General features: G+C 67.9%; 13 protein-coding genes. 2 read left to right on the top strand and 11 right to left on the bottom strand.

Annotation, left to right across the window (positions count from 1 at the left end; translation table 11 throughout):
- Positions 1-30: 30 nt before the first annotated feature.
- On the top strand, positions 31-1,422 hold the full coding sequence (locus KOE53_RS07360) for a linear amide C-N hydrolase (RefSeq protein WP_353055608.1): 1,392 nt from the start codon (positions 31-33) through the stop codon (positions 1,420-1,422).
- Positions 1,423-1,598: 176 nt separating this feature from the next.
- On the opposite strand, the gene KOE53_RS07355 is transcribed toward KOE53_RS07360, so the two are convergent.
- Positions 1,599-2,879 (bottom strand): class I SAM-dependent RNA methyltransferase, encoded by a 1,281-nt coding sequence (locus tag KOE53_RS07355; protein WP_188057977.1) that lies wholly within the window; start codon positions 2,877-2,879, stop codon positions 1,599-1,601.
- A gap of 89 nt (positions 2,880-2,968) precedes the next feature.
- Here KOE53_RS07355 and KOE53_RS07350 point away from each other — a divergent pair, with 89 nt between their 5' ends.
- The gene (locus KOE53_RS07350; RefSeq protein ID WP_188058238.1) at positions 2,969-3,610 is read left to right on the top strand and encodes a Maf family protein; all 642 of its coding nucleotides are present in this window, start codon (positions 2,969-2,971) and stop codon (positions 3,608-3,610) included.
- A gap of 51 nt (positions 3,611-3,661) precedes the next feature.
- Here the strand turns inward: KOE53_RS07350 and resB are convergent, their stop codons facing one another.
- The 10 genes from resB to KOE53_RS07300 form a co-directional block, all read right to left on the bottom strand.
- Positions 3,662-5,314: a cytochrome c biogenesis protein ResB gene (gene resB / locus KOE53_RS07345; protein ID WP_188057976.1), complete on the bottom strand. Its 1,653-nt coding sequence runs from the start codon at positions 5,312-5,314 to the stop codon at positions 3,662-3,664.
- Positions 5,298-6,062: a cytochrome c biogenesis CcdA family protein gene (locus KOE53_RS07340; protein ID WP_370566956.1), complete on the bottom strand. Its 765-nt coding sequence runs from the start codon at positions 6,060-6,062 to the stop codon at positions 5,298-5,300. Before KOE53_RS07340 ends, resB begins: the two co-directional genes overlap by 17 nt.
- A gap of 5 nt (positions 6,063-6,067) precedes the next feature.
- Complete coding sequence (locus KOE53_RS07335; protein ID WP_188057975.1) at positions 6,068-6,691, bottom strand: TlpA family protein disulfide reductase; 624 nt, start codon at positions 6,689-6,691, stop codon at positions 6,068-6,070.
- Complete coding sequence (locus KOE53_RS07330; protein ID WP_188057974.1) at positions 6,688-7,332, bottom strand: histidine phosphatase family protein; 645 nt, start codon at positions 7,330-7,332, stop codon at positions 6,688-6,690. The genes KOE53_RS07335 and KOE53_RS07330 overlap by 4 nt, the downstream gene beginning before the upstream one ends.
- A 309-nt stretch (positions 7,333-7,641) precedes the next feature.
- Entirely contained in the window at positions 7,642-8,490 is an 849-nt protein-coding gene (locus tag KOE53_RS07325) for an alpha/beta fold hydrolase (protein ID WP_188057973.1), read from the bottom strand.
- Positions 8,487-9,356, bottom strand: coding sequence for an MBL fold metallo-hydrolase (locus KOE53_RS07320; RefSeq protein WP_188057972.1), 870 nt, complete (start codon positions 9,354-9,356; stop codon positions 8,487-8,489). The genes KOE53_RS07325 and KOE53_RS07320 overlap by 4 nt, the downstream gene beginning before the upstream one ends.
- A gap of 53 nt (positions 9,357-9,409) precedes the next feature.
- Positions 9,410-9,931, bottom strand: coding sequence for a MarR family winged helix-turn-helix transcriptional regulator (locus tag KOE53_RS07315; protein WP_188057971.1), 522 nt, complete (start codon positions 9,929-9,931; stop codon positions 9,410-9,412).
- Positions 9,928-10,800 carry an ABC transporter ATP-binding protein gene (locus KOE53_RS07310; protein WP_353055607.1) on the bottom strand — a complete coding sequence of 291 codons (873 nt, stop codon included), beginning with the start codon at positions 10,798-10,800 and terminating at the stop codon, positions 9,928-9,930. Before KOE53_RS07310 ends, KOE53_RS07315 begins: the two co-directional genes overlap by 4 nt.
- A 32-nt stretch (positions 10,801-10,832) precedes the next feature.
- Entirely contained in the window at positions 10,833-11,600 is a 768-nt protein-coding gene (locus KOE53_RS07305; RefSeq protein WP_188057970.1) for an ABC transporter permease, read from the bottom strand.
- On the bottom strand, positions 11,597-12,373 hold the full coding sequence (locus KOE53_RS07300) for an ABC transporter permease (RefSeq protein ID WP_188057969.1): 777 nt from the start codon (positions 12,371-12,373) through the stop codon (positions 11,597-11,599). The genes KOE53_RS07305 and KOE53_RS07300 overlap by 4 nt, the downstream gene beginning before the upstream one ends.
- Positions 12,374-12,392 lie beyond the last annotated feature (19 nt).

The following is a 12,392-nucleotide window of genomic DNA, read 5'->3' as shown; positions in this document are numbered from 1 at the left end:
GAAATCGCCAGCCCGCTGTTCACCGCCGGCATGGGCCTCCGTAGCCTGGGCCTCAGTGACGCAGTGGCGCCGGGTGAAGAGTCCGAAGCAGTGCGCGTTCAGGGGGATGGAGGCACGACGCAATCTACCAGCGACACCTGCACCTTTCCGCAAGCGCCCGAGCGATCTCCTGTTCGACGACGGAGATCGCGAGCATATGTCTTCTGGCGTCCAGGCCGGCGCGATTCAGCGCACGCCCGGCGTCTCCCGCAGGGCGGCCCCTCCCCTTACCTCATTAAATCCCACCAGTTTCGGCGTCACACCGGTGCCGGAAACGAATCCAAGAAAGGATGTGCGACAGCTATGTGCACACGAGTTGTATGGGCAGACGCGAACGGATCAGTCATCGTTGGCCGGAATATGGATTTTCATATGGACCTCTTCTCCAATCTCTGGAAGTACCCCCGCGGGATTGATCGCGCTGACGGAGTCAACGGCAACCTCACGTGGCGTTCGAAGTACGGCAGCATCGTCGCCACCGCCTTCGATCTCATCGCTACGGACGGCATGAACGAGGAAGGCTTTGCAGGGCACATCCTGTGGCTCGCCGAGTCGAACTACGGAAAGCCGGCAGCCTCGGCAACTCAGTTGAGCCAGGCCGTCTGGCTGCAGTATTACCTCGACAATTTCTCGACCGTCGCCGAGGCGGTCAAATGGACCAACGAGTCGCAGGTCGCGATCTCACAGCTCTTCGATCCGACCGGACATTTGGTGCCCACGCTGCACCTGGCAATCAATGATGCGACCGGCGACTCTGCGATCATCGAGTACACGGACGGCAAGCCGCAGGTGTACCACAGCCGCGACTACAAGGTCATGACCAATTCGCCCACCTACGACAAGCAGCTCGACCTCGTCAAGGTGTACGAGGGTCTCGGCGGGGACCGCCCGCTTCCGGGTTCGACGCTGGCGAGTGATCGTTTTGCTCGCGCCCTCTACTACGTCGAACACCAGGTCCAGCCCAAGACGCAGGTTGACGCGATGGCGGCCATGTTCAGCATTATCCGGAATGCCGCGCAGCCGTTTCGCACGCCGGAACCGGGGAAGCCGGATGCCTCGCAAACCATCTGGCAGGTCGTGCTCGACCTCACCAACAAGCGCTACGCGTTCGAGTCGACGACGCGCCCCGGCATGGTCTGGGTGGACTTCCACGACATGAGCTTCAACGAGGGATCCAAGATCCTGCGGCTCGATCTCGTCAGTCGCCTGGCGCTTGAGGGTGGGCTGGCAGGCAACGTGAGCCACAAGTTCTCGGACGTCGGAGAACTCGCCACCGAGACACTCGCCACGGGGGTGAAAGCACTCGAATTCGTGGCCAAGAAACAGGATGAATTCGAAGTGATCAAGAAGAAGGTGCAGAGCTTGGTCGGCACCAAGAAGTAGTCCATCGCGAGAGCGGGCCCCATCAGCGGGCGCCCGTCTCTGCGTGTTCAGCGAGAAGTTCAAACGGCTACTGGTATCTCGGCCCGCGAAGACATCCGCGCGATGTTGTCAGCATTCGTCCAAACACAGCGACCCCGCACCAATCGGTGCGGGGTCGCTGTGCGGAACAGCCAGGGCTACTTGCGGCGCAGCACCGCGAGCGCCTCGACGTGATGCGTGTGTGGGAAGAGGTCGAAGCCGCGAACCGACTGCAGCTCGTAGCCCAGCTCGGAGAGCGTCGCCACGTCGCGCGCGAGCGCCACCGGGTCACACGCCACGTAGATGAGGTTCGCCGGGGCGAGCTCGGCCAGCATGCGGCAGACCTCTCCGCCCGCACCCGAGCGCGGCGGGTCGAGCACGACGGTGGCGTTGCGGATGCGTTCGCGCGAGACGGCGTTCGCCTCGCGCAGCAGGCCGCCGAGATAACGGTCGACGCGCTCGGTGATGGCGCGTGCGCCCACGAGCTCGGCCAGGTTCTCGGCGGCGTCGTCGGTCGCATTGGCGTCGGACTCGACGCTCGTGACCTTGAAGTTCGCGCCCATGGCCTCGGTCATGGCCGCGGCAAAGAGGCCGGCACCGCCGTAGAGGTCCATGTTTGCGGCGTTCGCGTCGACGCGGCCCTCCTCCGCAAGCGCGGCGACGGCGTCGCGGATCGCCGTGAACAGCACCTCGGGCGCCTCGCGGTGCACCTGCCAGAATCCGCCGGCGCGCACCATGAAGCCGCGCTCGCCCACGAACTCGCGAATGAGGTCTTTCTCGCCGGCGCGCTCGCGCGAGCCCGTGTAGGTGATGAGCATGCGCGAGTCATCGGCGCTCGGGGCGATGAGGTCGACCGAATCGACGTCCGGCATGTGCTCGCCGAGCGGCGCGATCGCGACGATGCGCGGGTCAGCCAGCGGCAGCGTCTTCGTCTTGATGACGCGGCGGCTGCGGGCGGCGAAGGGGCCGGCGATGCCGGTCTCGGGGTCGACGTTCAAGCGGACGCGCGTGCGCCAGCCGAGGCCGTTGTTATCGCGGTCGCCGGGGGCTGCCTCGACGGCGACGTCGATGTCGATCTTCGCCATGCGGGACATCGAGTCACGCAGCACGAACGCCTTGAGCTCGCGCTGCTTCTTCAGCGAGATGTGACCGAACTCGGCGCCGCCGACGCGATCGTCGGGGTCGCGCGACACGTCGGCCTCGGGCCAGACGTGGGGGCGGCGATCGGGCGACGCCTCGAGCACCTGCGTGACGCTCGCGCGAACGAACGACTTCTTACGGGCCTCGGTGACGCGGGCCATCACGCGCTCCCCGGGAATTGCGTCGGCCACGAAGACCACGCGGCCCTCATAGCGAGCCACGCACACGCCGCCGTGGGCGAGGTTGGTGATCTCAAGTTCGATCTCGTCGCCGATTGCGAGCGCTGCGTTCTGGGTCATGTGCTCTATTCTCTCAGGCCGCGGCTGAGAAGGCGTGCGCGGCGTGCGCCTCGCTCGCTCGATACACTCGGCCCATGGAACTCGGCACTCTGCAACTCGTCCTCGCATCCACCTCCCCCGCCCGGCTTTCGGTGCTGCGCGCCGCCGGGATCGAGCCGATTTGCTTCTCACCCGAGGTCGACGAACGCGCCGCGGTCGAGGCCCGTGAAGCGGAGCTTGGCCGCCGCCTCAGCGCGCCCGAAATGGTCGAGTACCTCGGCCGGGTCAAGGCAGAGGACGTCGTCGCGCGCCACGGCCACGAGATTGACGGGCTCGTGCTCGGCGGCGACTCGGCGTTCCTGCTGGACGACGCGATCCTGGGCAAGCCGCACCTGCCCGAGGTGGCGTTGGCCCGGGCGCAGGATCACCGCGGCCGATCAGGAGTGCTGCACTCGGGGCACTGGCTGATCGACCACCGCGGCGGGGTCACGCAGGGTGCGGCGGGCGCCGTCGACACCGCGACGGTGCACCTCGCGGCCGACGTTACGGACGCGGAGCTCAGCGCGTACGTCGGAACGGGCGAGCCGCTTGAGCTCGCCGGGGGCTTCGCGATCGACGGTTTGGCGGGCGCGTTCATCGAGTCGATCGAGGGCGCCCCGAGCTGCGTCATCGGGCTGTCGCTGCCGGCGCTGCGCCGCCTCGTGCGAGAGCTCGGGCACGAGTACCCTGCGCTCTGGAACCGCGCGGCGTAGGTTTCCGGGCGGGCGCGGCGGCAGGACACCTTCTGCCGCTCTCCCGAATCGCTAGAGCTTGTCCCGGTGCTCGTCGCGCAGCTGGGCCACTGCGCGCGCCAGCGTTGGGTCGTCGCCGCGGGCGAGCGCGGCGTACTCGAGCACGACGCCGTCCTCGCTCGGGACCGCCTTTACCCACATGCGGCGACGCGGGACGAACAGCGAGGTCAGCAGGCCGAAGGTCGCGATGAGCGCGAAGACCAGGATCCAGACCTGGGCCGGGTTGCGCATCACGTCGAACGAGACGTAACGGGGCACCGACTCGAGCGTGATCGAGCCGAGGCCGTTCGGCAGCTGGACCGTCTCCCCCGGCGTCAGCTGCAACGACTTGACGTCGGTGCCGCGGCCGGTGAGCTGCTCCATCTGGCTCGTGTCGAGCGCGTATACCGACTGAGGAATACCCTCGTCGATGCCGAGGTTACCGACGAATGCGTCGATCGTGAGCACGGGGTTCTCAAGGTCAGGGTAGTTCGAAGTGAACGCGCCAGAGTCGAGGTCGGCCTTCGTGGGGTAGAAGAACCCGCGCAGGCCGAGCTGCGTGCCCAGGCCGTCCGGTACCTTGACGACGCCGAGCGACGTGAGGTTCGTGTCTTGCGGGATGAACGGCACGGCCTCTTGGAAGACAACCTCGCCGGCTGAGTCGCGCACCGTGAGCTTCGGCGCGTAGCCGTTGCCGAGCAGGTAGACCTGCGAACCGTAGACGCGCAGCGGATGGTTCACCTTGACCTGCTCGGACGATTCAGTGCCGTCGGGCTTGATCAGCGTGACCGACGCGGTGAAGTCGCGCACCTGCCCAAGCGCGTCGAGATTGCCGTCGTCAGGCGTGACGTAGACGACGTCGAGGTCGTCAAGGCGCAGGCTGAACGGGATCAGGCTCGCCTCGTCAAAGCTGCGGCCCGGGTTCACCGTGTCGAAGTCGATGATGGCGTTGACCATCGATTCACCCTCGACGATCACGCGCTGGCCGTGGAAGGTGAGCGCGCCACCGACACCGACGAACACGAGCACGCCGACCAGGCCCACGTGGAAGAGCAGGTTGCCGGTTTCGCGGAGGTACCCGCGCTCGGCCGACACGGAAACTTCAGCGATACCGCGGCGCTCGGTGCGCTGCGTCTGCACGCGATAGCGCTGGCGGCGCAGGATCTTCGCAGCGGCGTCGATTGCCTGGGTCGCGAACGCTTCGCGCTCGGTGGGAGTCGACTCGGGGTTTGAGATGCGCGTCTCGGCGAAGCCGGCCATGCGCTGGAGGCGGGCCGGCGTCTTAGGCGGTGCCCCGCGCAGCGCCTTCCAGTGGTGCGCGATGCGGGGCAGCACGCAGCCGATGAGCGAGATGAACAGCAGCAGGTAGATCGCCGAGAACCACACCGAGCCGTACACGTCGAACGCCTGGATGGGGAAGGCGTCGAGAATCGCGAACGCCTTCGGGTCATTGGTTTGATAGGCAATGACGCCGTTCGGGTCGGCGCTGCGCTGCGGCAGCAGGGATCCTGGGATGGCCGCGACCGCGAGCAGCAACAGCAGGATCAACGCGACCCGCATGCTCGTCAGCTGTCGCCAGAACCAGCGCAGGTAACCCCGAACGCCCAGCTCGGGCGACTCGACCTTGTAGGCCGTGTTCTGCGAGGCCGGCATCGAGCCGTCGTAAAAATCAGAGGGGCGTGACATAGCCGCCAATCACCGCCTGCAGTTCGAACATGATGATGCTCCAGAGTCCGGTCACCATCAGCAGACCGATGAGAACCATCATCGCACCGCCGATCAGGTTGACAGTGCGGATATTGCGCTTGAAGAATCCGGTGGCCTGGGTCATCCAGCCAAAGCCGAGCGCGGCCGCGAGGAACGGGAGGCCGAGGCCGACGCAGTAGGCGAGGCCGAGCATGACTGCGCGCCCGGTCGACTGCGTCTGCAGGCCGAGGGTCATGATGGTCGCGAGCGTGGGGCCGAGGCAGGGCGTCCAGCCGATGGCGAAGACAATGCCGAGCGCGGGCGCGCCAATCAGGCCGACCTTTGGTTTCACGTGCAACTTTTTCGTGCGTTGGAAGCCGCCAAAGAGCCCCATAAACACGAGGCCCATGAGAATGACGATCGCGCCCATCACCCGGGTGATGACGCCCTCCCACTGCACGAGCCAGGCGCCGACGGTGCCCGCAAGCGCCATCATCAGCACGAAAACCAGCGAGAAGCCGGCGATGAACAGCAGCACGCCAGTCACGACCCGGCGGCGATCGCGGCGCGCGTCGGCCTTCTCGTCGCCGGTGCGTACGCCGGATCCGGCCACGCCGCCGACGTACGCGAGATACCCCGGCACGAGCGGGAGCACGCACGGGGATAGGAAGGAGATCAGGCCCGCGGCAAGCGATACCGCGAGGGCAACGAGCATCTGCCCGTCGGCCACCGTCTGCTGAATGTCCACTGGGGCTACGCCGCGTCCTCTGCCAGGGTTTCCTTCACGAGGGTGCGCAGCTGTGAGGCAGACGCGATCTGGCCGACCACGCGGTGGGCCACGCGGCCCTCGCGGTCGAGCACGAGCGTCGTGGGCACCGCGTTGAGGGGGATCTGGCCCGCGAACGCGCGCTGCACGGCTCGGTCGCCGACCGAGTCCATGATCGAGGGGTACTCGATCTCGAACTCCTTCGCGAACTGCAGCGCCTGAGCGGCCTGATCACGCGTGTTCACCCCGAGAAAGCGCACCTCGTCATCGCCGTACTCGGCGTCGATCTCGGCCAAGTCGGGGGCCTCGGCGCGGCACGGCGCGCAGCCGGCGTACCAGAAGTTCACCACCGTGACAGTACCCACATAGTCGGCAGAGACGATGGTTTCGCCCTGCTCTCCCTCGCCCGTGAACTCGACGGGCTGGGTGCGCGCCTCAGGGGTGATCGAGGTGGTGGTGCCGTCGCCTGCGATGAACCCTTTATCGCTGCCGTCCGCCCACTGCTGGGCGAGCGTATCGCCGCCGCCCGAGCAGCCAGTCAGCGCTGCGGCGAGCGCGAGCGGGAGTGCGGCGAGCGCGAGGGTGCGCCTGCGGGTACTGCGCTGGGTCATACCGCCCCAACGTCCTTCGCCCCGGCGACCAGGTCGGCGGCGGGAGTGCGATAGTCGACCTCGAACCAGCGTTCGCCGCGGCGTTCGAAGGTCGTGATGCTCGAAAGCTCGCAGCGGCGCGAGCGGGGGTCGTGGAAGAGCGCCTTGCCCGCGACGTCGAGGTGGGTCACCCAGATGGGCGCCTGGTGCGTGACGAAGACGATGTCGCCGCCGTCGGTTGCGTCCCACGCGTCGTTCATCGCGTCACGCATGCGCGAGGCGATCGAGCGGTAAGGCTCGCCCCAGCTCGGACGGAACGGGTTGATGAACTTGAGCCAGTGCTTCGGGTTCTTGAACGCGGCGTCAGGGCCCGAATTCTTCAGCCCCTCAAAGGCGTTCGTGGGCTCGATGATGCGCGCATCGGTCACGATCTCGAGGCTGAGTGCGCCCGCGATGGGCCGCGCCGACTGCTGCGTGCGCTCGAGCGGAGACGCCGCGAGCTTGCGCACGATGCGGTCGCTGCCAGCGAGTTCAAGCGCGGCGGCCTCGGCCATCGCATGGCCGCGCTCGGACAGACGGAACTCGGGAAGTCGTCCGTACAGTACGCCGTCGGGGTTATAGACCTCGCCGTGGCGCACCAGGTGCAGGAGTTTGTCGCTCACATGCCCATTCTACGTTCGGCGTGGCTGGGAGTTCGGGGGTCGGGCCAGGCTTCACCCCCGGGGCCAGCCCGCCCCGTCACAGGACGTCGTGGGCTGGCCACTCTCCCCGGTCACCCCGGACGCGCCAGCCCGCCGGACACGCCAGTCCGCCGGACTCGCCAGTCCCCGGACGCGCCGCCACCCCGCCGCGCCGCCACCCCGTCGAGGCGTCGCAATCTGCGGCTTCAATCGCTGGGAAGCCGCAGATTGAGACTTCTCGAGGAGAGTTCAGTCCGCGAGGCGCAGGATCCTGCGACCCCGCAGCCAGCCCTACGCCATTGCGCGCAGGACCGCCGTGAGCTCCGCGGCGAAGACCGCGGGCATCGTCTCGTAGGGCACGTGCGCGCCCGAGAACTCGGCGAACTCGGCGCCGTACTGCGCGGCGAGGGCGACGAGGGCGGCGCGATAGGTGGCGAGCAGCTCGGTGTGCAGTTCGGTGCCACCCGCTGTGCCGATGCCGACCGTGAGTGGCGCGGTACGCTCCGCGATCAGCTCGGCGGCGGGGTCGTAGCGGTCAATCACGCCGAGCTCGCGCTCGATCCAGTTCTCACCGTTGCCCTGCACCCGCGCGCGCAGCTCCGGCTGATCCTCCTCGCCCTCGCCGACAAGCCAGCCGTGGAAATCCTCGACCGCCGCCGCGTAGCCGCCGCGGTCGATCGCCGCGCGCATGCGGGCGACGAGGCCGGCCAGGAACTCGTCGCGGTTTGGCAGGGTGCCGATCTTTGGTGGCTCGTGCGCGACGACCGCGCGCAGCACCTCTGGGTGGCGCAGGGCAACGCCAAGCGCGATCGTGGCGCCGCTGCTGTTGCCAAAGACGAAGGCGGGTCCGAGGTCCAACGCCGCGATCAGCGCCGCGACATCGGCGGCCTGCTCTTCCACGGTCGTCGTGTCCCAGCCCTCCGGGGCCACGCTGCGCGAGTTCCCTCGGCGGTCATAGGTGAGCACGCGGAAGTCTCGCGCGAGCTCGTCCGCCGCGCGGCTGAACATGCCCGCGTCGCCGCTCGCGCCCGGGATGAGCACGAGCGTCGGCCCGCTCCCCCGCAGCTCGTAGTAGAGCTCAGCGCCATTGGCCGAGGCGATTCCCGAGTCGAATTCGTCGGTGCGGGTGCTGCCACTCATGCGAGGACCCCTTCCGCAACGGCGGTGCCGACTGGCACCTCTTCAAGGTCGTGCCCGACGAGAATTTCACCGTCGAACGCGCGCGCCGCGGCGTCGCGCCACATCTCGTCGCTCACCGCGTCGGTGCCGGGGACGAGGTGCGAGAGCACGAGGGTCCGCACCCCCGCCTCTGTCGCCACTCGTCCGGCTTCCTCTGCTGTCGTGTGGCACGAAGTGAGGTGGCGACGCAGCGTCTCGGCGCGCGCGCCGGCCATCTGCACGCCCAGCGCTTCGGGGTAGATCGCTTCGTGCACGAGCACGTCGGCGCCCTGCGCGAGCTCGATGAGCGCGGGCGAGAAACGGGTGTCTCCCGAGAACACGATCGCTTCGCCATCCGCGTCGAAGCGGTACCCGAGGGCGACGTCGAACGGCTGGTGATCGACGAGTGCCGCCGAAACGCGCAGGCCGCCGGCCTCGCGCACCGTTCCCGCGACCGAGACCTCTTCTGTGCGCAGCAGCTCGGCGAACGGGGTGCGCCCGGTGGTCTGGGTGCGCGCAGTGATCTCGGGCTCGGTCATGCTGAGGAAGTCCGTGACCATGCCAGCGGTTCCGGGGGGACCATACAGGTCCATCGGGCGATCCCGTCCGTCCGTCCACGCGATCAGCGGGAGGGCACCGAGATCCATCATGTGGTCGGCGTGGTGGTGGGTGATGTAGATCCCGGTGAGGATGTCGCGGGGAATCCCGGCGAGGGCGAGCTGGCGGGCGACTCCATTGCCGCAGTCGATGACGTGCAGCTCGCCGTTGTGCAAGATGGCCTGTGCGGGGGCGGAACGTTGGACTGCCGGGCGGGGGCCGCCGGCGGTGCCGAGGAGGACGAGTCTCATGGTTGCTCGGATCCTTTCAAAGTGTGAGGAAAAAGGGGGTAGGCCCGGTCGGGCTAGCTCGCGTCTTCCGCGCGCTCCAGGGTCTCGATGAGTCGGCTCATGTCGGTCAGGAACTGGCCGCGTCCCGCCTGGTCGAAGTCGGCGAAGGCGCCGTTGCGCAGCGCGGTGACGCGCGGGCGCAACTGCTCAAGCACCTCGAGCCCCTCGGGGGCGAGCATCAGGATCTTGCGGCGAGAATCCGCCTCGTCGCGCAGCACGCGCACGTAGCCCCGCTTCGAGAGCCGGCCCACGACGTCCGCGGTACTCGATTTATCCATCGAGAGGCTCTGGCCGAGGGTGCCCTGATCCTGCCCCGGAATCGCGTTGAGCGACGACAGCACGCCGAACTGGGTCGAGGTGATCTCGGACGAGACCCGGGCACTCCAGGCGGCCGTGTACAGCTGGGTCAGCCGGCGCAGGCGCGCCATGAAACCCCAGGTCGGGTCGGCGTAGTCGCTCGAGGCCGAGTACGGGACGCCCGAGGCGACCGAGTCGGCAGTCAATGCCTCGCTCATGCGGGGGTGTGCGTCGCTCACGGGGCGACCTCCATTCCGATCTGCTGCAAAAGTTGGGTGGGGCTTGTGCCCATCGACTGCGCGCGGATTTCGCGCAGGATCTCGGCGCGCACCTCGGCGAACCGCGGCGTGGCCTTCGTCTCGATCTGGTCGCGGTCGGGGCCGAGACCAGTCTCCTCGCTGCGCACGACCCGCGCCGGCGCACCGCCGAGCACGATCACGCGGTCGGCCAGGTATACCGCCTCGTCGACGTCGTGGGTGACGAGCAGGACGGAGGTGTGGAACTGATCCTTCAGCCGGAGCGTGAGGTCCTCGAGCTCCGAACGCGTCTGGGCATCGACGCTCGCGAAGGGCTCGTCCATAACGAGCACCGTCGGCTGATAGGCCAGGGCGCGCGCAATCGCAACGCGCTGCTGCATACCGCCCGAGAGCTCGTGCGGCAGCTTCTTCGCGTGGGCGGACAGTCCGACGGCGTCAATCGCCTCGGCGACACGGCGCTCGCGCTCCTCGCGGACATGCCCTTTGCCCTCGAGCGGCAGCGCGATATTACGCTCGACCGACAGCCACGGCAGCAGTGATCGCGAGTAGTCCTGGAACACAATCGCGAGCCCCTCAGGCGGCCCCGTGACCGGCTCTCCCTTGAAGCTGACGGTGCCCTCGCTCGGCGCGAGGAGGCCGGTGAGGCAGCGAAGCAGCGTCGTTTTGCCCGTGCCGGAGTGCCCCACGATGCAGACGAACTCGTTCGCCGCGAGCGACAGATTCACGCCCTGCAGGACGGCGCGCTGCTGGTCGCCGTCGCCGTACCGCTTGGTGAGCCCGCGCGCTTCAAGAACGGGTGCTGGCGCTCCGACGGGAATCGTCTCGTGCACATCAATAGTCGGGGTAGTCACAGTGATCTCCTTCGGATCGGAGGGGCGCATCGTCATCGAGCGTCCCGGTAGGAGGGGTGCCAGCGCAAGAGCCGCTGTTGCAGTGAGCCGAAGCCGGTGTTTAGCAAGTAGCCGATGAGCGCGATGATGATCGTCCCGAGCCAGACCCCCGCCACGTCGAACTGGCGCTGCGAGGCGATGATGAAGTAGCCGAGGCCTTCGGTCGAGCCGAACATCTCGCTGATCACGACGACCACGATCGCAACCGTCAGGCCGACCTTGATGCCCGACAGGATCTGCGGGCTCGCGGCGGGCAGCAGCAGCCGGAAGAAGCGCTGCACGGGCGGCACGCGGAAGGCACGGGCCATCTCGCGCTGACGCGGGTCGATGGCCAGCACCCCGTCGATCGTGCCGATCAGGATCGGCCAGATCGAGCTCAGGAACACGACGAGCACTCGGGTGCCGGGCTCGAACCCGAAGATCAGGAGCAGACAAGGCACGACCGCCGCGTCCGGCACGGCGCGAATGAAGTCGATCATCGGCGTGCAGAGCTCGCGCAGCACGCGCGACGTGCCCAGCAGGATCCCGAGGCCAATGCCCACGATCGACGCGAGCAGGAAGCCGACGAGGACGTTTCGCAGACTCGGCACCAGGTCGGTGTGCCAACCCGCGGGCCACCATGCGACGAACCGCTGCCACACCTCGGCGGGGCTCGAGATGAAGATGTTCGTGCTGAGCGAGGCGAAGACCAGGATCGCGACAGCGAGCAGCATCGGCAGCGCCAAGGCGGCCACGGCCCGCGAGGTCAGGAGGCGTTTCATGCGGCGAGCCCCATCTTGGTTGCGGCGATATGCCAGGAGAGCAAGCGCTTCTCGACGGCGCGGAGGGCGAGGTTGACGAGGATCCCGAGCAGGCCGGTCCAGATGCCGATCGCGTAGACGCCGAGGCCGTCGCCCTTGGTGTTGGCGATCGCGATCTGCTGGCCGAGGCCGGGGGCACCCGAGAGTAGTTGCGCGCCCACGGTCACGAGCAAGCAGATCGTGACGGCCATGCGCAGTCCCGTGATGATCTGCGGCGTGGTAGCCGGCAACACAATGCGGCGCAGCGTCCGCGCCCGGCCGAGCCGGAAGGCACGCGCCATCTCGAGGGCGACCGGTTCGACCGAGCGCGCGCCCTCGATGGTCTGGATCAGTAGCGGCCAGAACGCGACGAACACGGCGAGGGAGATCACCATCTCGGGCTTCGCACCGATGAACAGCAGCAGCAGGGGAACAAGCGCGATGCCGGGCACCGAGCGCAGGAAGTCGATCGTGGAGCGGGTGTAGCGGTCCGCGAGCGGCACGCGACCAATCAGGATCCCGAGCGGGACCGCCAGCGCGATGCAGATCGCGACGGAGACGCCGGCCTGGGCCAGGGTCTGGACAGTCCCGAGCCATGTCTCCGGGCGGCCGAGCTCGACTGCCAGCCGCTGCAGCGTCTGTGACGCAGGCGGCAGCGAGGTCTCGGGCACGATGCCGAGGCGAGATACGGCCTCCCACACGCCGAGGGCGATGAGCACGCCCAGTGCGCCGAGGAGTCCTGTCCGGAGCTTCATGATCGTCCTTCCTGCGCTC

It is taken from the genome of Leucobacter sp. CX87 (assembly GCF_018682295.1).
Taxonomy (GTDB): Bacteria; Actinomycetota; Actinomycetes; order Actinomycetales; family Microbacteriaceae; genus Cx-87.
Note: the sequence above shows the minus strand (reverse complement) of the source record. Positions and strands in the feature narration are given on the sequence as shown.